The 22,197-nt window shown below is 69.4% G+C and carries 20 protein-coding genes and 1 tRNA gene; 6 read left to right on the forward strand and 15 right to left on the reverse strand.

The window, feature by feature from the left end; genetic code table 11:
* A complete protein-coding gene (locus Q9R33_RS10950; protein ID WP_311293743.1) occupies positions 1-801 on the reverse strand; it encodes a CoA transferase subunit A in 801 nt (266 codons plus the stop codon).
* Positions 802-908: 107 nt separating this feature from the next.
* Between Q9R33_RS10950 and Q9R33_RS10955 the strand changes: the two genes are divergently transcribed.
* Both Q9R33_RS10955 and Q9R33_RS10960 read left to right on the forward strand, forming a co-directional pair.
* Positions 909-1,697 (forward strand): IclR family transcriptional regulator, encoded by a 789-nt coding sequence (locus tag Q9R33_RS10955; RefSeq protein WP_311293744.1) that lies wholly within the window; start codon positions 909-911, stop codon positions 1,695-1,697.
* Between the two features lie 198 nt (positions 1,698-1,895).
* On the forward strand, positions 1,896-4,331 hold the full coding sequence (locus Q9R33_RS10960) for a PxKF domain-containing protein (protein WP_311293745.1): 2,436 nt from the start codon (positions 1,896-1,898) through the stop codon (positions 4,329-4,331).
* A gap of 65 nt (positions 4,332-4,396) precedes the next feature.
* Here Q9R33_RS10960 and Q9R33_RS10965 read toward each other — a convergent pair whose 3' ends face one another.
* From Q9R33_RS10965 to Q9R33_RS11005, 9 genes are read right to left on the reverse strand one after another with little or no spacing between them, the layout of a single operon-like run.
* The gene (locus Q9R33_RS10965) at positions 4,397-5,311 is read right to left on the reverse strand and encodes an alpha/beta hydrolase (RefSeq protein WP_311293746.1); all 915 of its coding nucleotides are present in this window, start codon (positions 5,309-5,311) and stop codon (positions 4,397-4,399) included.
* Positions 5,296-6,048 carry a 3-hydroxybutyrate dehydrogenase gene (locus tag Q9R33_RS10970; protein ID WP_311293747.1) on the reverse strand — a complete coding sequence of 251 codons (753 nt, stop codon included), beginning with the start codon at positions 6,046-6,048 and terminating at the stop codon, positions 5,296-5,298. The genes Q9R33_RS10965 and Q9R33_RS10970 overlap by 16 nt, the downstream gene beginning before the upstream one ends.
* A complete protein-coding gene (locus tag Q9R33_RS10975; protein ID WP_396654093.1) occupies positions 6,048-6,734 on the reverse strand; it encodes a TetR/AcrR family transcriptional regulator in 687 nt (228 codons plus the stop codon). The genes Q9R33_RS10970 and Q9R33_RS10975 overlap by 1 nt, the downstream gene beginning before the upstream one ends.
* The gene (locus Q9R33_RS10980) at positions 6,731-8,416 is read right to left on the reverse strand and encodes an AMP-binding protein (RefSeq protein WP_311293748.1); all 1,686 of its coding nucleotides are present in this window, start codon (positions 8,414-8,416) and stop codon (positions 6,731-6,733) included. Before Q9R33_RS10980 ends, Q9R33_RS10975 begins: the two co-directional genes overlap by 4 nt.
* Positions 8,413-9,561: a branched-chain amino acid ABC transporter permease gene (locus Q9R33_RS10985; RefSeq protein ID WP_396654094.1), complete on the reverse strand. Its 1,149-nt coding sequence runs from the start codon at positions 9,559-9,561 to the stop codon at positions 8,413-8,415. The genes Q9R33_RS10980 and Q9R33_RS10985 overlap by 4 nt, the downstream gene beginning before the upstream one ends.
* Positions 9,558-10,433, reverse strand: a complete 876-nt coding sequence (locus Q9R33_RS10990; RefSeq protein ID WP_056367694.1) for a branched-chain amino acid ABC transporter permease — start codon at positions 10,431-10,433, stop codon at positions 9,558-9,560. Before Q9R33_RS10990 ends, Q9R33_RS10985 begins: the two co-directional genes overlap by 4 nt.
* Complete coding sequence (locus Q9R33_RS10995; protein WP_310247168.1) at positions 10,430-11,173, reverse strand: ABC transporter ATP-binding protein; 744 nt, start codon at positions 11,171-11,173, stop codon at positions 10,430-10,432. Before Q9R33_RS10995 ends, Q9R33_RS10990 begins: the two co-directional genes overlap by 4 nt.
* Positions 11,170-11,985, reverse strand: a complete 816-nt coding sequence (locus Q9R33_RS11000; protein ID WP_310247170.1) for an ABC transporter ATP-binding protein — start codon at positions 11,983-11,985, stop codon at positions 11,170-11,172. The genes Q9R33_RS10995 and Q9R33_RS11000 overlap by 4 nt, the downstream gene beginning before the upstream one ends.
* A gap of 19 nt (positions 11,986-12,004) precedes the next feature.
* Complete coding sequence (locus tag Q9R33_RS11005; protein ID WP_311293749.1) at positions 12,005-13,204, reverse strand: substrate-binding domain-containing protein; 1,200 nt, start codon at positions 13,202-13,204, stop codon at positions 12,005-12,007.
* Positions 13,205-13,420: 216 nt separating this feature from the next.
* Here Q9R33_RS11005 and Q9R33_RS11010 point away from each other — a divergent pair, with 216 nt between their 5' ends.
* Positions 13,421-13,876 (forward strand): MarR family transcriptional regulator, encoded by a 456-nt coding sequence (locus tag Q9R33_RS11010; RefSeq protein ID WP_311293750.1) that lies wholly within the window; start codon positions 13,421-13,423, stop codon positions 13,874-13,876.
* Entirely contained in the window at positions 13,873-15,105 is a 1,233-nt protein-coding gene (locus Q9R33_RS11015) for an MFS transporter (protein ID WP_311293751.1), read from the forward strand. Before Q9R33_RS11010 ends, Q9R33_RS11015 begins: the two co-directional genes overlap by 4 nt.
* A 78-nt stretch (positions 15,106-15,183) precedes the next feature.
* Here the strand turns inward: Q9R33_RS11015 and Q9R33_RS11020 are convergent.
* Positions 15,184-15,256, reverse strand: a tRNA-Lys gene (locus Q9R33_RS11020).
* Positions 15,257-15,350: 94 nt separating this feature from the next.
* Here Q9R33_RS11020 and Q9R33_RS11025 point away from each other — a divergent pair.
* Together Q9R33_RS11025 and Q9R33_RS11030 are read left to right on the forward strand one after the other, a co-directional pair.
* A complete protein-coding gene (locus tag Q9R33_RS11025; protein WP_056367703.1) occupies positions 15,351-16,178 on the forward strand; it encodes an inositol monophosphatase family protein in 828 nt (275 codons plus the stop codon).
* Positions 16,179-16,230: 52 nt separating this feature from the next.
* Positions 16,231-16,809, forward strand: a complete 579-nt coding sequence (locus tag Q9R33_RS11030; protein ID WP_056367705.1) for a hypothetical protein — start codon at positions 16,231-16,233, stop codon at positions 16,807-16,809.
* 19 nt (positions 16,810-16,828) lie between these two features.
* On the opposite strand, the gene Q9R33_RS11035 is transcribed toward Q9R33_RS11030, so the two are convergent.
* Genes Q9R33_RS11035 through Q9R33_RS11050 form a run of 4 tightly spaced genes read right to left on the reverse strand, consistent with a single transcriptional unit; the run spans position 16,829 to position 22,170 of the window.
* Complete coding sequence (locus tag Q9R33_RS11035) at positions 16,829-18,409, reverse strand: peptide ligase PGM1-related protein (protein ID WP_311293752.1); 1,581 nt, start codon at positions 18,407-18,409, stop codon at positions 16,829-16,831.
* The gene (locus Q9R33_RS11040; RefSeq protein WP_311293753.1) at positions 18,406-19,542 is read right to left on the reverse strand and encodes a response regulator; all 1,137 of its coding nucleotides are present in this window, start codon (positions 19,540-19,542) and stop codon (positions 18,406-18,408) included. The genes Q9R33_RS11035 and Q9R33_RS11040 overlap by 4 nt, the downstream gene beginning before the upstream one ends.
* Positions 19,532-19,924 (reverse strand): response regulator, encoded by a 393-nt coding sequence (locus Q9R33_RS11045; RefSeq protein WP_311293754.1) that lies wholly within the window; start codon positions 19,922-19,924, stop codon positions 19,532-19,534. Before Q9R33_RS11045 ends, Q9R33_RS11040 begins: the two co-directional genes overlap by 11 nt.
* On the reverse strand, positions 19,921-22,170 hold the full coding sequence (locus tag Q9R33_RS11050) for a GAF domain-containing protein (RefSeq protein ID WP_311293755.1): 2,250 nt from the start codon (positions 22,168-22,170) through the stop codon (positions 19,921-19,923). The genes Q9R33_RS11045 and Q9R33_RS11050 overlap by 4 nt, the downstream gene beginning before the upstream one ends.
* Positions 22,171-22,197: the final 27 nt, after the last annotated feature.

Genomic DNA, 22,197 nt, shown 5'->3' on the forward strand with positions numbered 1-22,197 from the left:
TCAGGCTCCTTCCGGCATCTCGCGCGCGGCGGCCTGTGCGACCGAGACCGTGCGCCGTTCGATGCGCTTCTCGATGTCGGATCCGACCTCCACGATGCGGTGCACATAGATGCCGGGGAGATGGATGCTGTCGGCCTCGAGCTCGCCCGGTTCCACGAGCTCCTCGACCTGGGCGACGCACACGCGCCCGGCCATCGCGGCGAGCGGGTTGAAGTTGCGTGCGGACTTGTTGAAGACGAGATTGCCGTGGCGGTCGCCCTTCAGCGCGTGCACGAGAGCGAAGTCGGTGACGATCGCCTCTTCGAGCACGTAGTCGCGCGGCGTGCCCGAAACGTCGAAGCTGCGCACGTCCTTGACGGGCGACGCGACCGCGATGCTGCCGTCGGCGGCGTAACGGCGGGGCAGCCCGCCTTCCGCGACCTGCGTGCCGACACCGGTCTGGGTGTAGAACGCGGCGATGCCCGAGCCGCCGGCGCGGAGCTTCTCGGCGAGCGTGCCCTGCGGCGTCAGCTCGAGCTCGAGCTCGCCCGAGAGGAACTGCCGCTCGAACTCCTTGTTCTCGCCGACGTACGAGGAGGTCATCTTCCGGATGCGCTTGGCGTTCAGGAGGATGCCGAGCCCCCAGTCGTCGACGCCGCAGTTGTTGCTCACGATGCTGAGGTCGCTCGTGCCCTGTGCGAGCAGCGCCTCGATGAGGGCGATGGGGTTGCCGGACAGCCCGAACCCTCCCACCGCGAGAGACGCCCCGTCGGGGATGTCGGCGACGGCCTCGGCCGCCGACCTCCAGGTCTTGTCGATCATTGTGCTCCTTCGCATTCCGGTCGCCGGCTTCCATCGTCCGGCTTGACGGCGCACACCGCCACCTCCCCGCTTGCCATGTGGCCACCCCGCGTCGTAGCGTCCATATTGTGGACACCACAGCCAAGCGCACCGTTCCCGGCGCCCAGTCGATCGCCCGCGCCGCCCAGCTCCTGCGACTGGTGACCTCGGGAGGAGACGAGGGGATGCCGGTGGCCGAGCTCGCCCGCCGCGCCGAACTCACCCGCCCGACGACGCATCGACTCCTCACCGCACTGCGCCACGAGGGCCTGGTCGATCAGGACGAGCGCACCGGCCGCTGGATGCCCGGACCCGAGCTGTACCTGATGGGCACGGTCGCAGCATCCCGCTACGACATCACCGCTGTCGCGCGCGACATCGTGCGCTCACTGGCCGTCCGCACCGAAGAGAGCGCGTTCCTGTCAGTCCGCCGGGGCGACGAGACCGTGTGCCTGCTGCGCGAAGAGGGCAGTTTCCCCATCCGCTCGTTCGTGCTGTCGGAGGGCGTGCGGTTCCCGCTCGGCGTCGCCTCCGCAGGGCTCGCGATCCTGTCGTTTCTGCCACCTCACGATGTGGACGCTTACTTCGAGCGCCACCCCGAACTCTCCCGCGAATGGGGCGCCGCCCATAACGAGCAGCGGCTGCGCACGCGCCTGCGTGACACCCAGGAGCGCGGCTACGCCGTCAACCCCGGGCTCATCGTCGAGGGCTCCTACGGCATCGGAGCGGCGGTCTTCACTCGTGAGGGCCACCCGCAGTGGGCGCTGAGCCTCACCGGCGTGGAGTTCCGCTTCGGCCCCGACCGCCTCCCCGAGCTCGGTCGCACACTGCTCGCCCACGCGCACCAGCTCACGACCCGCATCGCCGCGTCGCGCTGAAAGCGTTCCCTGCGGTCCTCGGGTCTGCAGGGCTCCTCAGGACGCGGCTAAGTTGCGCACAGTTCCGGATGAGATTCAGCGCGCGTCGGATATGTTGATCGCAACCCGAGCGGCATAGGGGCCGCTTCGGGGAGCAGTACCCCTGGGGAGGGACCAATGAAACAACGGACGTCTGTGCTGTCCGCAATCGCTCTGGCGGTGTCAGCACTTCTGATCTCGACAGCGGGCGCGGCCCATGCCGACAATCTCGAGGTCGACGGCGATGCGCTCGTGACCAACACGCAGGCCGAGATCAACTTCGGCAACGTGGCATGCGGCACAACGGCGACCAAGCAGGTCACGATCTACGTGCAGCGGCTCGGCAACGGTCAGGTTTTCAAGAGCGGTGCACTCGTCGACATCACAGCGACGACGTCCGCGCCGCTGGCCGTGAGTGTGGCGACCGGCACCGCAGGCGACATCGAACTGCCATCGAACTGGACAACCGACTATCCGAACAACACTCCGTCGACGACCAGCGCGGCCGCAACCGTGACGCTCACCGCTGGGACCACCGCCGGTACCTTCAGCGGCTCGGTCGTGTTCTCGGGGACAGGCGCCGCGCTGCAGGAGAAACCGCAGGACCCAGCGAGCATTACGCGATCTGCCACCGTTACCGCACGCTGGACCGTCGAATGCGCGGCCAAGACCGATACGACCACCAGCCTGAACTGTCCCAGCTCGGCCGTGTACACGGCGGGCGCGATCACGCCCTGCACGGCGAAGGTCACAGGCGAGAATGGTTTCGAGCAGACACTCAACGTGACCTACGGTTCCAACACGGCGGTCGGCACCGCGACGGCCGCTGCTAGCTACGCCGGAGACGCGACGCACAAAGCCAGCAACGCGAGCGCATCGTTCCAGATCGCCAAAGCGTCGACGACGACGACCGTGACCTGCCCGCCGTCGGCGGTCACGTACACGGGCTCGCCGCAGACGCCCTGCACGGCGAGCGTCAGCGGACCGGGGCTCGTTCAGAACCTCACGCCGGCGTACAGCGACAACACGAACGCGGGCACTGCTTCGGCAACTGCCTCCTTCGCCGGTGACGGCAATCTGCTCGGATCGAGCGACACCAAGAACTTCGTCATCCTCGCAGCCGACGCGAGCTGCGAGGTCGAGGGGTACGTCGGCATCTACGACGGAGCCGTTCACGGAGCGACCGGTTCGTGCACCGGCCTCGGCGGTGCGGACGTGAGCCATGGCCTCGAACTCGGTGAGTGGTACACCGACGTGCCCGGCGGCCCGGCGCACTGGTCCTTCGAGCTGCCGAACTACGTGACGCAGACCGGCTCGGTCGGCATCGCGATCGGCAAGGCGATGTCGTCGATCGAACTACAGTGCTCCGACACCGTCTACAACCGTGCAGCGCAGGAGACGTGCTCGGCCACCGTCACCGGAGCGGGTGGGCTTTCGGAGCCGGTGACGATCACCTACGGGGACAACACCGATGCCGGCACCGCCACGGCGAAGGCCGAGTACGCCGGCGACAACAACCACGAGGGCAGCGTCGCATCGGCGACGTTCACCATCGCGCAGGCGCCGACGACAACCACCGTCACCTGCACCGGTCCAAACACGTACACGGGTGTCGAGCTCACGCCGTGCACGGTCAAGGTGACCGCCGACTACGGCATCGTCGAGCCCCCGACTCCGTCGACCCCGTCGTACCTGAACAACCGCGACGCGGGCACCGCCTCGGCGTCGTACCAGTACCCGGGCGACGACAACCATCTGCCGAGCAACGATTCGACCACCTTCACCATCGACAAGGCCACGTCCTCGATCACGCTGAGCTGCCCCGCATCGGTGGTGTTCACAGGTTCCCCGCTGACTCCGTGCACTGCCATCGTCTCGGGCGTGGCGCTCGCGGACACCGGCGTAAGAGTCATCTACTCCGCGAACACGAACGCCGGGTCGGTGACGACATCCGCGTCGTGGCCGGGTGACGACAACCACACCGGCAGCACGGCAAACGGTGGATTCGAGATCCTGAAGGCGCCCGTCACCGTCACGGTCGCGTGCCCGACGGCGGCAATCCCGTTCACGGGGTCGCCGATCCAGCCCTGCACGGCGTGGGTGAAGGGTCCGGGCGGCCTCGATGAAGCCGTCACCCCCGTGACGTACTCCGGCAACATGGCAGTCAGCACTCCGATGGAGCCGGCCACGGCGAAAGCGACGTACGTCGGGGACGCGAATCACCTCGGAGGCGAGGGCACGGCCACGTTCCAGATCGAGGCGTGGAAGCTCAACGGCTTCTACAAGCCGGTCGACATGGGCGACACCGTCCTCAACATCGTGAAGGGCGGCTCGACCGTGCCGCTCAAGTTCACGGTGCTCGCCGGCACGACGGAGGTGACCGACGTCACGACGCTGCACGCGACCTTCGCCATCACACCTATCCCCTGCGACCCGAAGGACGCCGTGAGCGACGACCTGTTCGCGACCACCGGGGGTACCACACTCCGGTACGACGCCACCGCACACCAGTGGATCCAGAACTGGGCGACGCCGAAGATCGCGGGCAAGTGCTACCAGGTAACGCTGACCACGGCCGACGGATCGACCCTGAAGGCGCAGTTCAAGACGAAGTAGACCGCAACATCAGAGCGCCCGGCGGCTTGCGATCCTCGCAAGCCGCCGGGCCTCGTCCGAATCGCTCACACTCGCGCCGCGAGCTCCTCGCGCACCGCGGCGGCGACCACATCCGCCCCCGCAGGCGACATCACGATCGTGTAGTGGTTGAAGCCGTCCACCCGCTCGTGCTCGACCGTCGGGTACTCCGAGAGCAATCGCCCGAGGTGGTGCGGGGCGTACAGCCCGGGCGGCTCGTTCTGCAGGCCGCGGGGCACGGTGATGAGGCGGGTCGGATGCTGGAGCCCGGCCAGCGCCGCAGGCAGCGCGTCGCCCGTGTTCATGTCGAGGGTGTCGTCGGCGGTCGTCGCGTAGCTCGTCGCGGGACGGAACGCGCCCATCCCGTCGTCGACGAGGTCGTACGCGAGATAGCGTTCGAGCTCGGGCGTCCAGGCGCCGGCGAAGGCCGGATGCTGCCGCCAGAAGTCCAGGTACTCCCCCGTGTCCGCGAACCTCATCGACAGCCGCGCCGCGGTCGGGCCGAGGATGCCGGCGACGAGCTCGTCGGTGCTGAGTCCCGCCGGGACGTCGAGCGGCAGCCCGCCGTCGACGAGCAGCAGCCGCGAGACGCGCTCGGGGTACCGGTGCGCGAACACGACGGACACGAACCCGCCCATCGAGTGCCCGACGACCACGGTGCGGTCGATGCCGAGCGCATCGAGCAGCGCCCTGAGGTCCGCCGCGTGTGCGGCCATCCCCGCGGCGCCGTCGATGCCGTTGCTGCGCCCGCGCCCGCGCAGATCGGGCGCGACGATGCGCACTCCCGGGAGGCGCTCCACGACGAACGGCCACGCCAGGTGCGAGGCCGTGACCCCGTGCACCAGCAGCACCGTCGGCGCCTCGGGCCCGGCATCCACCGGCTCCCAGACTCCCGCGCGCAGCGCGCCGCCGTCGACGGGCACGTCGATCGTCCGATACTCGTGGTTCACCGCGCCGTCCATCCGCCGTCCATCGTGTACGAGGCGCCCGTGACCATGCCGGCCTTGTCCGACACGAGCCATCCGGCCAGCGACGCGACCTCGTCGGCTTCGACGAGCCGCTTCACCGCGCTCTCGGTGAGCATGATCTTCTCGACGACTTCGCTCTCGGCGATCCCGTGCACGGCGGCCTGGTCCGCGATCTGCTTCTCCACGAGGGGTGTGCGCACGTAGGCGGGGTTGATGCAGTTGCTGGTCACGCCGTGCGGGGCGCCCTCGAGCGCCGTCACCTTCGACAGGCCCTCGAGCCCGTGCTTCGCGGAGACGTAGGCCGACTTGAACGCGCTCGCCCGTAAACCGTGCGCGCTCGAGATGTTGATCACTCGGCCCCATCCGCGCTCATACATCGCCGGGAGCGCCGCGCGGATGAGCAGGAACGGCGACTCCAGCATGAGCCGGACGATGAGCCGGAAGGCGTCCGGATCGAACTCCGTGATCGGGGCGACCCGCTGGATGCCGGCGTTGTTCACAAGGATGTCGACGTCGAGGGTCAGGTCATCGAGCGCGGCGGTGTCGGCGAGGTCGACGGCCCAGGACTCACCGCCGACGGCTGCGGCGGCATCCGTCGCGGCATCCGCGTTCAGGTCCGCGATGATGACGTGCGCGCCGCGCGCCGCGAACTCGTGCGCGCAGGCGAGGCCGATGCCGCTCGCCCCGCCGGTGACGAGTGCGCGCTTGCCCGCGAGATCCTTCTCCGCCATCAGGCTTCCTTTCCTGCGTCGTCCGCTCGCGGCGCGAGGGCGTTGTCGATGAAACGGGTCATGCCGGCGAACACCACGGGGTCGAGCTGCGCGGGCGGCTTGCCCTCGGCGTCGCGCTCCCACAGCAGGAACCGCATGCCGATGAGCTCACCCATGCCCATGAGGGCCCACGCCGTCGTCTCGGGGTCGAGGGCGCGGTCGACGTCGCCCGTCGCTTGTGCGGCGCGCAGGCCGGCCTCATAACCCTCGACGATGCGCGTGTAGTGCGTGCGCAGCACCTCGGGCGAGACGAACTCCGCCTCGCGCACGACCCGGTACAGCGCGGGGTGCTCTGCGGTGAACCGGAAGAACCCGGCGAACCCCGCGCGCTCCGCCTCCAGGCGGCCGGATGCCCCGACCATCGCCTCCGACATGGAGTGGCGCACGCGGCGGTTGAGGTCGAGCACGAGCGCCTCGAAGATCGACTGCTTGCTGTCGAAGTACAGGTAGAACGTCCCGAGACCGATGCCCGCGCGCTCGGTGATCTTGACGATGGATGCCTCGTGGTACCCCTGTTCGGCGAACACGAGCTCCGCCGCCTCGAGCAGGCGACGTCGGGTCGCCTCGCCGCGCTTGGTGAGGGGGCGTCCGGTGGCGGAGGAGACCAGCTCCTCTTCCCGGTCGACGAGTTCGTCGGACATGCTCATCGGGATTCCCCCTTCGTACGCTCGTGCACCACTCCGTGCGCGCGCTCCCCAGCACGATCTTCCTGCTCCCGCCGCCGTTCGACCAGCAACCTGGCCTCTTCGCGGAGACGGGATCGTGCGAGCTTCTCGATGGTCGACCGCGGCAGCGTGTCGACGAACTCCACGTGGACCGGGATCTTGAAGGCGGCGAGGTTGCGTCGCGCGTGGGCCAGCACCTCGTCGACCGACAGCGCGGCCCCCGCCACGGGCACCACGAACGCGACTCCCCGCTCGCCCCACACCGCATCGGGCACGCCGACGACGGCCGCCTCCTCGATGAGCGGGTGCAGACACAGCGCGTACTCGACCTCCGCGGGAGCAACGTTCTCGCCGCCCGAGATGAAGATGTCCTTCAGGCGGTCGACGATCCGGTACACGCCGGACGCGTCGCGCGACGCCAGATCGCCGGTGCGCAGCCACTCGCCACTCATCGCACGGGCCGTCGCATCGTCGTCGTCGAGATAGCCGGCGAAGACGCTGGGGCCGCGCACCCACAGCTCGCCGGTGGCCTCGCCCTCCAGCACGAGCCCCGAGGCGGGGTCGACGATCCGCACCGACACGTGCGGGTACGGCCGGCCGACGGCGCCCGGCGCCTCGATCGACTCGGCAGCCGGCAGGTGCAGCACGTTGGGTGCCGCTTCGGTGAGCCCGTACCCCTGCGTGAGCGGGATCCCCCGCGCTGTCCACTCCTCCTGCAGCTCCACCGGCATCGTCGCGCCCCCGACGAGAGCGAGGCGCAGCGACGAAGCTGGGCCCACGCGGCCGGAGGCTCCGCCCGACGCACCAGCGGCGGGTGGAGGGGTCGTGGGGACCGTCGTGCGCCACTCGCGGTCGCCCGCGAGCAGCGCGTACTGCGTCGGCACGCCCATCATCGCGGTGACCTTGCGGTCGGCGATGAGCTGCAGCACGCGCGCCGGCTGGAACGACCGCTCGAGCACGACCGTCGCGCCGACCCACCACGCGAGCAGCGGCTGGCAGTTCCACGCCGCGACGTGGAACTGCGGCAGCATCGCGAGCACGACATCGTCCTGCGTAAGCGGCAGCGCCTGCGCGAGGGCCAGGTTGTTCCAGAAGCAGTTCGCGTGCGTGAGCACGACGCCCTTCGGCGCGGCTTCGCTCCCCGACGTGAAGATCACCAGCAGCGGGTCGTCGTCGCGCACCGGCCGGCGAGTCCTCGGGTTCGTTGCGCGGGGCACGGATGCTTCGACCCCTGTCGTGCCCAGACCTGCGACCGGCGCTGCCACCGCCGCGATCCGCAGCGCTTCGCCCGCGAGTGCGGCGTGCTCGTCCTCGATCAGCGCCAAGGCCGGTGAGGAGCGTGTGAGCACGTCGGCCAGCTCGCGCGGCGTGAGCCGCCACGACAGCGGCACGAAGGCGATGCCCGCGATCGCGCACGCGAAGAACGCGACGACGTGGTCGGTGGAGTTGCCGGACACGGTCGCGATGCGGTCACCCGGCCCGTAGCCCGCCCGGCGCAGCCGGTCGGCAAGTTCCGAGGAACGGGCGGCGAGGGTGGCGTAGTCCGTCGTCACTCCGCGGTCGTCGATCGCGATGCGCTCGGGCGAGCGGGTCGCGCGGTCCACGATCCACCGGCCGACCGTGTGCGGCCCGTCGTCGATGTCGGGATCGGCGGTCCAGCTCATGCGCGCACCTCAGCCGGCGTCTCCACGGAGTCATCGGCGTCGTCGAGCTGCCGGAGCGACCCGCGGACCTTCTCCCCGCGCCGACGGCGGACCGCGGCGTCGATGGTGCCCGCGATGCCGCCCGGGAGGAACATCACCACGATGATGAACAGCACGCCGAGGAGGAAGAGCGGCTCCGACAGTGGAATCCGCAGCATGTCGGGAAGCCCGGCGATCGCCTCGGAACCGGCGAGCACGGTAAGCCGCTGATCGAGCAGCGTGTAGAGCACACCGCCCACGATGGCACCCCAGCGGAATCCGACGCCACCCAGCACCACCATCACCAGAACCGTGATCGTGAGGTCGGCGGAGACCGACCGCGGGACGGTGCCCGACTGCAGGAGCATGTACGCGACTCCGGCGAGACTCGCGAGACCCGCCGCGATGACGAACACGATGAGCCGGACGCGGTAGGGCGACAGACCCAGCACACGCACGCGCTGCTCGTTCTCGCGCGTCGCGCGGGCGAGATGGCCCAGACGCGAGGTGTCGACCCACAGCACCACGAGGTACACCAGGACGAGCACGACGAGCGTGAACCAGTACAGGTTGCGGGTGTTCACGACCCCGATGAGGAAGTCGGGCACCTGCGCCGTGTTGAGGCTGAGTCCTTCCTCGCCGCCGGTGACCTGCGAGTTGCGGCGCACCAGCACTGAACCCGCCTGCGCGAACGCCAGCGTCACCATCGCGAAGGGGATGCCCGAGACCCGCATCGACACCGCGCCCGTCACCAGCGCGATCACCATGCCGCCGATCAGCGCGATGAAGACGCCGGGCCACAACGGCACGCCGAAGTGCTCGAGCGCGATGCCCAGACCGTACGCGCCGGCGCCGAAGTAGAGGGCGTGGCCGAACGACAGCATCCCACCCGATCCGAGCAGCAGGTTGTACGACAGCGCGAGCGCGGCGAACACCATGCAGAGGGACAGCAGCGCAAGGGTGCCGGGCAGGTACGTCGGCGTGGGCAGGATGCCCGGGAGCGAAAGGTTGAGCAGCGGGAGCATCGCCATGAACGCGACGAGGACGACGCCCACGAGCGCGGGGAGGAAGCGACGGATGCTGCGCTCCTCGGCCGCCCCGCGTCCCTGAGCCTGTCGAAGGTTCATGCCTTCCTCCCCAGGAGTCCGGTCGGACGCACCAGCAGCACGAGTGCCAGCAGGATCACGACGATGAAGTCCCCGGTGCCGCCGAGGTAGAAGTTCGCGAACTGCTGGAGCACCGCGACGAGGACGGACGCCACCGCCGCACCGGTGAGCGAGCCGAGACCGCCGACGACGGTGACGATGAACGCGAAGATGAGGAGTGTCTGCCCGAGGTGCGCCGACACGAAGGTCGAGTAGTGCATCGCCAGCACGCCGCCGATTCCCGCGGCCGCGCCGCCGATGGCGAAGACGAGGGTGAACGAGCGACGGACGTCGATGCCCAGGGCCGTCACCATCGAACGGTTCTCGACGCCGGCGCGGATGATCATGCCGTACCGCGTCTTCTGCAGGAACAGCACGAGGGCCGCGAGCACGAGCACGGCCGCGATCATCAGGACCCAGTACGTGTTGGGGATGCGGGCGCCGAGCACGTCGGTCGTCTGCTTGAGCCACGGGGGTCCGCCGATGTGGATCGGGTCGGTGCCCCAGATCCCCTCGAACAGCGCCACCGCAGCGAACGACAGACCGACCGTGACGAGCACCTGCTCGATGTGCCGCTCGTACAGCGGTCGGATGAGCACGAGCTCGGTGAGCGTCGCGAACACGGCGCCCACGCCCGCGCCGACGAGGACCGACAGCAGGAAGGATCCCCATGAGTCGGTGCCGAGCGCCTGCGCGACCATCCAGCCCATGAATGCGCTCAGTGTGAGGAAAGCGCCGTGCGCGAAGTTGAGCACGTGCATGAGGCCGTAGATGAGGCTCAGGCCACTGGCGACGAGGAAGTAGAGGGCGCCGAGACCGACGCCGGTGATGAGGGTGAGGATCAACGTGCTCATGCGGCGTGCTCCACGTGGACGCCCAGCAGGCGGCGGGTGAGGTCTTCGTCGTCGAGGATGTCGCGCGCCTTGCCGACGTGCGCGACGCGACCGCCGGCGATCACGATGGCGTCATCGGCGAGCCGGCGCACGACCTCGAGGTTCTGCTCGACGAGGAGGATCGGCACGATCTTCGACGCCTCCTGGAGCGCGTCGGCGACCTCGGTCACGATCTTCGGCGCCAGGCCCTTCGTCGGCTCGTCGACGAGGAGCAGCCGGTTGTCGTTGAGCAGCGCCCGTGCGACCGACACCATCTGCTGCTGGCCGCCCGAGAGCGTGCCGGCCTGCTGGTCGCGGCGCGCGACGAGGTCGGGGAACAGCTCCGCGACGAACTCGCGCCGCGGGTTGCGCTGACGTTCGGCCAGAGCCAGGTTCTCGGCGACGGTGAGCTTCGAGAACACCTCGCGGTCCTCCGGCACATACCCGACGCCGCGCCGCACGATGCGATGGGTGGGGAGGCCGTCGATGCGGTCGCCCGCGAGCGTCACCTCGCCACGGCGGGAGATCAGGCCGAGGATGCCGCGCAGGGTCGAGGTCTTGCCGACGCCATTGCGGCCGAGCACCGCGGTGATGCCGGTGGCCGGCACGTCGAACGACACGTCCTCGACGACCTGCTGGCCCGCGATCGTGCAGCGGAGGTTTCGGACGGTCAGGATGGGCGTGCCGGAGAACGCCCCGGTTCCAGAAGGGGCCCCGCTCATGCCGCTGCCTCCCCCGCCGATCCGGTGCCCAGGTAGGCGCTCTGCACGAGAGGGTTCTCCATGATCCGCTGCGGCGTGTCGTACGCGATGATCGTGCCGAAGTACATGACGGCGACCTTCTCGACGAGGCCCATCAGCACGTCGATGTGGTGCTCGACCATGAGCAGCGTGCAGCCCTTCTCGCGCTGCATATCGCGGATGTTCTCGACGAGCCCGGCGACGTCGCCCGAGGCCACGCCCGCCATCGGCTCATCGAGCAGCACGATGCTCGCGTCCGTCGCCAGCAGCACCGCGATCTCGAGCTTGCGCTTGTCGCCGTGCGAGATGTCGCCCGCGAGCGCGTCGCGCTTGTGGCTGAGCCCCACGACCTCGAGCTTCGTCAGGGCGAGCTCGGTGGCGGCATCCGTCCGCTTCGGGAAGTGCAGGAGAGAACCCGCGCCGCCCAGCGACACCTGAGCCGCCAGGCGCACGTTCTCGAGCACCGACAGCTTGGGGAAGAGGCTCGACGTCTGGAAAGTGCGACCCAGCCCCGCCCGCGCCCGTGCCGGCACCGATGCCGTCGTGATGTCTCGGTCGTCCAGCACGACGCGGCCGGCAGTGGGCTTCATGAGCCCCGAGATCACGTTGAACAGCGTGGTCTTGCCGGCGCCGTTGGGACCGATGACGCCCACGAGGGATCCGGCGGCGATATCGAGCTCGACGTCTTTGAGGATTGTCGCGCCCCCGATCTGCAGGCCGAGGCCCTCGATCTTCAGCGGAGAGCCGCGGCGCGCGGTCTCCGCGTCGGGCGCGGACGGGACTGTGGTGCTCATCGTTTCGCGAAGCCCCGGATCACTCGGCTTCGGCGGGGGCGACGTCGTCGGCCGAGACCGTGTCGACGAGCTCGGGCACGAACGTGCCGTCCTTCGCGACGAGCTTCACCTGGTACATCTCCTGGATGAGTGCGTGGTCGCTCGCGCGCACCGTCATGGCGCCCTTCGGACCCTCGAACTCGAAGCCCTCCAGCGCCGCGACCATCGCGTCGACGTCGCCCTGGCCCGACTCGATGGCGTGGACGATCATGATCGCCGCGTTGAAGCCGTCGGGGCTGAACAGGTCGGGCGTGCCGCCGGCCTCTTCGATCGCCTCGACCATCGCGGTGTTGACGTCGTTGTCGGGAGCGCCCGGGAAGTAGTGGTTCAGGAAGCTGATCTTCTCGGATGCCTCGCCGTACGCACCGAATGTCGCCGAGTCGCCCAGACCGGTCACGACGGGAATCTCGTCCATGACCCCCTGCTGGCTCATGGCCTGCCACATCGCGCCCGACGTCGCGCCGGCCCAGGCCACGAACACGAGGTCGGGAGCGCCCGCGAGCACCTGCTGCGCGAACGGCGTGAACTCGGTCGCGTCCTCTGCCACGAGCACGGAGTTCACCGTGGCGCCCTGACCGCCGAGGATCGCCTGCACTGCCGCGACGTTGCCCTGGCCGAAGGCGTTGTCCTGCGCGAACACCGTCACGGTCCTGCCCTCGATGTCGTCGAGGAACGTGCCCGCGGTCGCGACGTCCTGCGCGCTCTGCCGGCCCGAGCGGAACGTGTAGTCGTTGATGCCGGTGATCGCGTCCGCAGCCGCAGGACCCGAGATGTAGAGCACCTTGTTCTGCTCCGCCTGCTCGGCGACGGCCAGCGCGACGCCCGACGATGCGGTGCCCGCGATGATGTTGACGCCGGAGCCGATGAGCTCCTTGACGGCGGTGACGGCCTTGTCGGGGTCGCCGGCGTCGTCGCGGTACTCGACGTTGATCGTCGTCCCGTCGATCTCGCCGGTGCCGTCGGTGGCGTAGTCGAGCCCTGCCTTGAAGGCGTCGAGGTACTGCTTGCCGTAGCCGGCGAGCGGCCCGGACTCGCTCGTGACGATGCCGACGGTGACCTCGGACACCCCGCCCGGCTCGGTGGACCCGTTGTCGGGATCGCCGGACGGCGCGCACGCCGCCAGGGCGAGCGCTGCCGTGACGACCACGGAGCCCAGGAGCAACTTCTTCGTAACCCGCATGTGCGTGCCTTTCCCCATTGGAAGGATCTGGTGCGTGAATCGGTGCTTCATCCTCAAACATGAGATCCGATTCAGGTTCTTGCAATGTAGGAAACGGAAGCCGTGCAGGTCAAGTCGGCGAGCCCGCTCCTCTCCCGTCGTTACCGAATCGGGACGAACTCCCGCGCTTCGGCGAATTCGCATACCTGCGGTATATACCAGCGGTATGCTTTCTTGGTGACCCACGATCAGGACATCGAGACCCTCATCGTCGCCGCCCACGCACTGACCCGCGTCGCGGCGCTCGAGACCGCCAACGAAACACCCGCCGCGCAGTGGCGCACGCTCACGATCCTCCGCGACCACGGCGCGCTCCGCATCGGCGAGCTCGCCCGCCTGAGCCGCGTGACCCAGCCCGGCATGACGCGTCTGGTCGGCCAGATGGCCGGCCACGGGCTCGTGGCGAAGATGACGGATGCCGCGGACTCGCGCGCGACGGTCGTGGAGGTCACCCCGCTCGGCCTCGAAGCACTCCAGACCTGGCTGCTGCAGCTCACCGCCGCGCTCGCCCCTCACTTCGACGACCTCCAGCCCGAGGAGTGGGACGCACTGCGGACCACGGCATCCGTCCTCATGCGCAAGCTCGACCGCACGCGCACGGCCGCCGCCGACACGGCCGAGGTCACCCGATGAGCGCCCACGGCAGCACCACGGGCTCGGTGTGGCGCCAGCCCGCGCAGGTGTGGGCAGTCGCCTTCGCCTGCGTCGTGGCGTTCATGGGGATCGGCCTCGTGGACCCGATCCTCCCCGCGATCGCGGAGTCACTGCAGGCGAGCCCCGTGCAGACCGAACTCCTGTTCACGAGCTACCTGCTGGTGACCGGGCTCGCGATGCTCGTCACGAGCTGGATCTCGAGCCGCATCGGTGCGAAGGCGACTCTGCTCATCGGCCTCGCGCTGATCGTCGTGTTCGCACTCCTGTGCTCGCTGAGCGGCAGCGTCGATGCGATCATCGGCTTCCGGGCCGGATGGGGCCTCGGCAACGCGCTCTTCATCTCGACCGCCCTCGCCACCATCGTGGGCGCGGCGTCGGGCGGCAGCGGCGCGGCCATCGTGCTCTACGAGGCGGCACTGGGTCTCGGCATCGCGATCGGTCCGCTCCTCGGCGGCCTGCTCGGCGAGATCAGTTGGCGCGGACCGTTCTTCGGCGTGGTGGTGCTCATGGCCATCGCCTTCGTCGCCGTCCTCGTGCTCCTGCGCGGGCCGAGCGAGAAGCCGGTGCCGGTGCCCCTGTCGGCGCCCTTCACTGCGCTGCGCATCCCGTCGCTGGCTCTGCTCGCCGTCGCCGCTCTGTTCTACAACATCGGCTTCTTCGTGCTGCTCGCCTTCTCGCCCTTCCCGCTCGGCTTCGGCGCCATGGGGATCGGCTTCACGTTCTTCGGCTGGGGCGTCGCCCTCGCGATCACCAGCGTGTGGGTCGCGCCGCTGCTGCTGCGCTTCATGGCCCGCACCACCGTCATGCTCCTGACGCTGCCCCTGCTCGCGGTCGACCTGGTCATCGCCGGAATCCTCGTCGAAGACGCCACGGCCCTGGTGGTGTGCATCATCGCCGGCGGCCTGCTCCTGGGCGTCATGAACACGGTGCTCACGGAGTCCGTCATGGAAGCGACGGATCTCCCCCGTTCCGTCGCGTCCTCGTCGTACTCGGCGGTCCGCTTCCTCGGTGGCGCCGCCGCTCCCCCGCTCGCCGCGCTCCTGTGGCACCTGTACGGCCCGACCGTGCCGTACCTCTTCGCCGCGGCATCCGTCCTGATCGCCACCGGCACGATCCTCTTCGGCCGGCGCGCACTCGCCCGCATCGACGAGAACGAAGCGGATGCCGCCGATGAGGCCGCGGCCGTACTGGTGGGCGACGCGGCCTGAGTCGACCGCCGAGGCTCGGAGCGGACATCGCGCCGGACAGCAGAAAGGCCCCGGATGTTCCGGGGCCTCTCTGGTCGGTGCACCCCCTGGGACTTGAACCCAGAACCCACTGATTAAGAGTCAGTTGCTCTGCCGATTGAGCTAGAGGTGCGTTGTTCACTTACGAGGCGAACGAGGATCAACATTAGCATCACGATCGCGTCTCGTGAAATCGAGGCGGGAGCGCCCCGGCTATCCTGGATTCCGTGACCTCCCCCTCCCCCGTTTCGACGTTCGACACGCCGTTCGAGGGAGACCTCCGGGCAGATCTCGATCTCGCTCTGCGACTGGCGGATGCGGCGGACGCGGCATCCATGTCCCGCTTCGATGCGGTCGATCTCGACGTGCGACTGAAGGCCGACGCGAGCCATGTCACCGAGGCGGATCTCGCCACCGAGCGGGCGCTCCGCGACCTGCTGGAGACAGAGCGTCCGGGCGACGGGGTGTTCGGCGAGGAGTACGGCGTCACGGGCGATTCGGCGCGGCAGTGGATCATCGACCCGATCGACGGCACCGCGAACTACCTCAAGGGCATCCCGATGTGGACGACCCTCATCGCCCTCGCCATCGACGGTGTGCCGCGCGTGGGGGTCGCGAGCCAGCCGGCGATCGGACGCCGCTGGTGGGCCGCGAGCGGCCTCGGAGCGTGGACGAACACGCCGACGGGCGAGACGAAGCGTCTCGCCGTGTCGGCGGTCGACACGATCGCCGACTCGAGCGTGAGTTTCCAGAGCATCGGGCAGTGGCGCGACGCCGGCAAGCTCGACGCCCTGGAGCGCCTGACCTCGTCGGTGTGGCGCGATCGCGGGTACGGCGACGCGTGGCCGTACATGCTGCTGGCCGAAGGTCGTCTCGAATTCGTCGCCGAGTTCGGCGTCAAGGAGTACGACATCGCCGCGCTGGTGCCGATCGTGACCGAGGCCGGCGGCAAGTTCACGTCGTTCGAGGGCAACGACTCTCTCTCGGATCTCTCCTCGCTCGCGACCAACCGCGTGCTCCACTCGGCCTATCTCGACCTGCTCCACACCGCCTGATCCCGCTCCGACTGACACCCGACCGCCTCCCATCCCCCACGGAGACTCTCTGATGCCCTTCCCCCGCATCCTCGGCACCGCTGCCGCCCTCGCGCTCTCCGCCGTCCTCCTCTCGGCCTGCGCCGGAACGCCCGAGGCCGCGCCCGAAGAGACCGGCAACGCGAAGACGCCGACCGCGGCCGCACCCGAGCCTTCGGCGACGCCCGAGCCGGCGCCCGCCTCGACCGAGGACCCGACCTGCACCACGATCATCGGGGAGTCGGTGGTGGCCGACTTCGAGAGCCTCGGCTGGAGCTCGCAGGCGTCGCCGCTGTACATCGGCAGCACCGAGATCGAGGACGGTCTGCAGTGCATGTGGGCGGACTTCGAGGGTCCCGCCGGCGACCACGGGCAGATGTTCGGCTGGGCGCCCGTCTCCGATGCCGACGCCGTCGACCTGCAGGAGGAACTCGAGTCTCAGGGGTGGCTGCGCGAGGAGGATTCCGCGGGCGTGTACATCACCGAGAGCGCGGACACCGCGATCGCGACGGATGCCGAGGGCTACGGCATGACGTACCTGTTCGCGTCCGGCCAGGTGAAGGTCGCCGACACGAAGCAGGGCCTCCTGCTGATCGAGTGGCCGAAGAGCTGACGCCCGGGGTCCGCGCGGGTCACTCGGGCAGCACGCGCTCGGTCCGCGCCCGCGCGGCCTCCTCCAGCACGATCCGGCCTCCGCGCTCGTAGAGCTCCATCGCACGCTCGCGGGTGTCGCCGACCGCCGTCATGCCGATGCGGCCCTGTTCGGTGATCGAGCTGATCATGTGGAACACGATCCCCTCCTGCCGCGACCGGTCGAAGTGCAGGTCGTGGCGCGCCACGACGTCGAAGAGGTCTCCCACAGATAGCGCGCGCAGGTCGTCGCCCTCGAGGTGGTCCGTCGCGACCAGGTGCTTCGGCACGCCCTCCGGGGTGAGGAACGCGCCGTCCTCGCCGTCATAGCGGCCGTCGGTGAGGAACTGCAGGGTGAGGAACGGATGCGTCGTGCCGCCCTTGCGGAGATTGAGCTCGATCGCCCACGAAGACCATTCGCCCGCAGCATCCCGCACGACGACGAAGTCCAGCGCGAAGCGCCCGCGCACCCCCATGTCCGCCAGGCGCCGGGCGACCGCGAGCGCCGGCTCGCTGATGAGCCGCGAGTACGCCGGATCGGCGGGGAACACGCATCCGAGGTAGCTCTGTCCGCTCGGACCGCCGAGCAGCTGGTCGTGCGTCGAGAGCAGCTCGATCGTGCGGTCGGGAAGCACCCGCAGCTGCACGCTCGGGCTCAGGATCTCCTCGCCCACGATGCGCTCCTCGACGATGCCGTGCCGGGTCGCGAGGGCGTCGAGCATGTCGGCCGGGCTCAGGGTCTCAACCTCCGGCTGCATCGCCTGAAGGGCCTGGACGATCGCGTCACGGCGGGCGTCGCCGCCGAGCTCGCCCACGCCGGCGAGGTTCACGAGCGCGTTGCCCGACCCCGATACGCCTTCGTCGAGCTTGAAGATCATCTGCCGCACCGTCGGCTTCTCGTCCAGCACCGCCTCGATCGCCCGCACGGCGTCGTCGCGGCTGCGCAGATCCTCGACACCGAGCGGATGCTGCACGCCGACGTCGCGGAACAGTCGCCGGCATCCGGTCTTCGTGCCGAGCGGGGCGAGACGGTGGTCGGCGCCGTACATCGGGATGCCCAGCATCAGCGCGAGATCGCGCTCGCGCTCGGTGGTGTTGTACGGGATCAGGTGGCACCGCTCACGGTCGGGGATGCTGCGCGCGATGCGTGCGAGGACGCGGGGACGTTCGAGCACCTTCTCGCTGAGCGTGCGGTGGGTGCCGTCGCCTACCGAGACGAGCGTGAGCCGCGCGAGTGCGTGGCTCGGGATGACTCCCGGGAGGAGCGCGAGGTAGTACTCGATGATGCGGGGGTCGATGGGCTGCGAGGTGACGTAGGTCATGCGCAGCATGGGCTGGCGCAGCAGCAGGAGAAGGAACAGGAACCGTTCCTCGTACGCCTGCACCATCGTCGCCGAGGTCGCGCGGCTGCCCACCGTGAGAGAGGGGACGACGACGACCGATTCGTCCTCGAGGTTGTGCTGCATCGATGCCCAGACCCCCGACATCCGTTCCTGCAGGCGGTCGAAGCGGTCATCGCGTTCGGCGTCGGAGAGCGACGAGAGCGTCGCGGGCGCCGCGGGCGCCGTGTCGGTGAGGGTCATGGTGCGACTCGATTCTCGGGATGACGGATGCCGTCCACGGCGTACGCGCGGACGGCCCGGCTGAAACCGCGAACGTCGAGCTCCCCCACCGGGTTCGCGGCGATGTGCTCCTCGACGGCGGTGAACGCGCGCTGCGCGACGAGGATCTGCCCGGCGGCGGCGGCCGCGCAGAGGCGGGCGGCGAGGTTGGTGACGCTGCCGATCGCGGCGTAGTCGAACCGGCCCTCGAACCCGATCCGGCCGAGTGTCGCGTACCCCTGCGCCACACCGATGCCGATGCCGAGATCGATCGCGCGGCGGTGCCACGCGGCGGTGAGGTCGCCCACCCTGTCGCGGATCTCGATCGCCATCTCGATCGCGCGCCGCGCCGGGTCCTCGAGCGGCAGCGGGTCGTTGAAGAACACCATGACGCCGTCGCCGGTGAAGCGCTCGAGCGTCCCCTCGTAGCGGTCGATGAGCTCGCCGAGCACCGCGTGGTACTCCGACAGCACGCCCATGACCTCTTCGGGCTCGCTGGCCTCGGCGAACGGGGTGAAACCACGCAGATCGCAGAAGACGACCACGATGTCCCGCCGGTGGCTCGCCAGCACGGCCTCGTCGCCGTGGTCGAGCACGACGTCGACGACCTGCCGTGACAGGAAGCGCCGCAGTCGGTTCACCCGCTCGAGCTCGTCGACCTGGCTCGCGACCCGGGCCTCGAGTTCGACGTTCCACCGGGCGAGCTCGGCGGCCTGCCGCTCGATCGTGTCGTGGTACCGCTTCAGGCGTGCGAGCGACGCGACGCGCGCGATGAGCTCGGCCTGATCGAACGGCTTGCTCACGAAATCGTCGGCGCCGGCTTCGAGCGCATGCCGCTTCTCCTGATCTCCGCTCGCGGTGATCATCACGACGGGGAGGAACCGCCAGCGCGGCACCGCACGGATGCGACGGCACACCTCGTACCCGTCTATGCCCGGCATCATGATGTCGAGCAGCACGAGGTCGATGTCGTGCCGCTCGAGCTGCTCGAGGGCCTCCTCGCCCGACGCCGCGGTGATGACGCCGTAGCCCCGCGGGGTCAGCACCGCGTCCAGCAGTCGCAGGTTCTGCTCGAGGTCGTCGACCGCGAGCACGAGGATCGGGTCATGAGGCATCGGCGCGGCCCCTGCCGATGAATGCGTCCACCTGCCCGGCCAGCTCGCGGATGCTGATCGGCTTCTCGAGGTACCCGTCGAAACCCGACTCCTTCGCCCGCTCTCGGTCCTCGCGCATCGCGAACGCGGTCACCGCGACGACGGGTACGTCCTGCAGGGCGGGATCCTCCCGCAGTCGCCGCAGCGCCTCATACCCGTCGAAATCGGGCAGCTGCAGATCCATCAGCACGAGGTCGGGCTCGCAGGTCGCCGCGAGCGTGACCCCCTCCTCGCCGGTGACCGCAGGCAGCACCTCATAGCCCGACGCCGTGAGCACGTCGCGCACGAGCTTGAGGTTGAGGGGGTTGTCTTCGACGACGAGGACCCGATGTCCGGTTGTCACGGCGCCGCCCCTCCGCCGCCGCTCGCCGCGATCGCGCCGGCGAGGGCCCCGACGTCGCGCAGCGCCCCGACGAGCGCGTCGCGACGGACGGGCTTGACGAGGTAGGCCGAGGCGCCCATCGCCAGCCCGCGCGCCCGCTCGTCCACGATCGACACCACGATGACCGGCACCGCGGCAGTGGCGTCATCCGCTCGCACGCGTCTCAGCACCTCCCAGCCGTCCGTCCGCGGCAGACGGATGTCGAGGAGCACTGCCGCGGGCACGTGCCGGCGGATCGCCGACAAGCCCTCGTCCCCGTCGCGCGCGATCACGACCTCGACCCCGAGCCCGTCGAGGTACGCCGAAGTGAGATCGAGCGACGCGCGGTCGTCCTCGACGACGACGATCATCGGCCGTCCCGCCTCGTCGTCCGCCGCGGGCATCGGGAGTGGCACACGCCGCGGGATCGTGAACCCGAAGGTGCTGCCGACGCCGACCTCGCTCTCGAGCCACATCGTGCCGCCGAGGATGGCCACGATCCGCCGGCAGAGGGTGAGACCGAGACCCGTGCCCTCTTCGCTCTGCAGTCCCCTCCGGCCCTGCTGGAAGGACTCGAAGATCCGCTCGCGGTCGGCGGGCGCGATGCCGATGCCGGTGTCCGCGACCGCCACGGCGATCTCGTGCTCGCTTCCCCGGGCGGTCACCGTGACGCTGCCGCCGTCCGGCGTGAATTTCACGGCGTTGCTCAGCAGGTTCACCAGCACCTGCTTGACGCGCAACTCGTCGGACTCGACCGTGTCGAGGTCGGCGTCGACATCGATGGACAGACGGATGCCGTGCCTCGCGGCCCGCTCGCGCACCATCGAGGCGCCGTACTCGAGTGCAGAGCGCAGCGAGAACGTCGACGGTTCGAGTGCCATGCGGCCGGCCTCCACCTTCGACAGGTCGAGGATGTCGTTGAGCAGCTGCAGCAGGTGGCGGCCGGAGCCCAGGATGTCGCGCAGGTACTCGTCCTGCCGGTCGTTGAGCTCGCCGAACATGCGCTCGAGGAGCACCTCCGAGAACCCGATGACGGCGTTCAGCGGGGTGCGCAGCTCATGCGACATGCTCGCCAGGAACTCGGACTTGTGGCGGCTCGCGATCTCCAGCTCGGCGGACTTCGTCTCGAGCTCGCGGAACAGCTGCGCGTTCCACACGGCGAGCGCCGACTGGCTCGCGAAGTTCTCGAGGAAGTCCATCGTGTCGGCCGAGAACTCACCGGGTGTGCGTCGGCGCACCACGAGCGCGCCGACGATCCGATCACCCCGGAGGACGGGCACTGCCACCATCGACCGCCAGCCGTCCTCGTGCAGCAGGCGCAGGTGGATGTCGAGTTCGACATCGTCGAGATCGGCGACGGCGATGGGATGCCGCTCCCTCGCGGCACGGCCGACGAGGGTGGTGTCGAGGTCGACCTTGATGCCGCGCAGCCGCTCGAGGAGTCGGTCGCTGGCGTACGCGCTTCTCACCGTGAACGCGTGCTCGTGCTCGACGTACTCCATGATCGAGCCGCCGTCGCATCCGGCGAAGCGCACCGCGTTCATGATGATCGTCGTCAGCACCTCGTCGAGGACGAGGCTCGAGCTCACCGCCTCGCCGACCTCGCTGAGCGCTTCGAGCTGGTCGACCTTGCGCGCGAGCTCGACGCTGCGGTCCTCGAGTGCACGCACCAGGTGGACCTGGCGCACCACCACAGCCGCCTGGGTGGCGAATGCCTCGAGGGCGGTGCGCGCGTGCGCGTCGAAAGGGGCGACCTCGGTGCGCCACAGCGAGATCACCCCCACGACCTCGTCGTCGAGCAGCATCGGCGCAGAGATCACGGTGCGGTAGTGACCCACCTTCTGGGCGTCCTGCCGCCCGTACTCGGCATCGGCGAGGACGTCGTCGATCTGCTGCATCTGCCGATCCGTGGCGACGCGTCCGACGAGGCTGGCGCGGTCGAGCCGGAAGGGGTGCGCGGCGATGTACGCGACCATCTCGTCGGGCACGCCGACCCATGACGACAGCACGAACCTGTCCCCGTTGATGAGATACACGTGGGCGGCATCGGACCGGCAGAGCCTGCGCGCGCTCTGGACGATCGTGTCCAGAGCCGAATCGGGATCCGAAGCGGAGCGCCCGAGTGCAAGCAGCACTTCGTTCATCGCTGCGAACTGCTCGGTGGCGTCGGTGTAGCCACGCTGGGGGGTTTCGAGTTCCCCCTCGCCGGCTCCATCCGAACGCTCCACGGGTGGCCTCCTCCCAGTGAGACCTCG

Origin of the sequence: Microbacterium sp. PRC9 (assembly GCF_031844125.1) — a bacterium.
Taxonomy (GTDB): Bacteria; Actinomycetota; Actinomycetes; order Actinomycetales; family Microbacteriaceae; genus Microbacterium.

Coding starts and splice junctions, on each gene's coding strand:
- Q9R33_RS10980 (WP_311293748.1), bottom strand. CDS start 8,416: ATGAGCTGGACCGCCGATCCCGACATCGACGACGGGCCGCACACGGTC.
- Q9R33_RS10965 (WP_311293746.1), bottom strand. CDS start 5,311: ATGGACGGCGCGGTGAACCACGAGTATCGGACGATCGACGTGCCCGTC.
- Q9R33_RS11040 (WP_311293753.1), bottom strand. CDS start 19,542: ATGCCTCATGACCCGATCCTCGTGCTCGCGGTCGACGACCTCGAGCAG.
- Q9R33_RS10990 (WP_056367694.1), bottom strand. CDS start 10,433: ATGAGCACGTTGATCCTCACCCTCATCACCGGCGTCGGTCTCGGCGCC.
- Q9R33_RS10995 (WP_310247168.1), bottom strand. CDS start 11,173: ATGAGCGGGGCCCCTTCTGGAACCGGGGCGTTCTCCGGCACGCCCATC.
- Q9R33_RS10985 (WP_396654094.1), bottom strand. CDS start 9,561: ATGAACCTTCGACAGGCTCAGGGACGCGGGGCGGCCGAGGAGCGCAGC.
- Q9R33_RS11030 (WP_056367705.1), top strand. CDS start 16,231: ATGCCCTTCCCCCGCATCCTCGGCACCGCTGCCGCCCTCGCGCTCTCC.
- Q9R33_RS10950 (WP_311293743.1), bottom strand. CDS start 801: ATGATCGACAAGACCTGGAGGTCGGCGGCCGAGGCCGTCGCCGACATC.
- Q9R33_RS10970 (WP_311293747.1), bottom strand. CDS start 6,048: ATGGCGGAGAAGGATCTCGCGGGCAAGCGCGCACTCGTCACCGGCGGG.
- Q9R33_RS11015 (WP_311293751.1), top strand. CDS start 13,873: ATGAGCGCCCACGGCAGCACCACGGGCTCGGTGTGGCGCCAGCCCGCG.
- Q9R33_RS11035 (WP_311293752.1), bottom strand. CDS start 18,409: ATGACCCTCACCGACACGGCGCCCGCGGCGCCCGCGACGCTCTCGTCG.
- Q9R33_RS10975 (WP_396654093.1), bottom strand. CDS start 6,734: ATGAGCATGTCCGACGAACTCGTCGACCGGGAAGAGGAGCTGGTCTCC.
- Q9R33_RS11005 (WP_311293749.1), bottom strand. CDS start 13,204: ATGCGGGTTACGAAGAAGTTGCTCCTGGGCTCCGTGGTCGTCACGGCA.
- Q9R33_RS11000 (WP_310247170.1), bottom strand. CDS start 11,985: ATGAGCACCACAGTCCCGTCCGCGCCCGACGCGGAGACCGCGCGCCGC.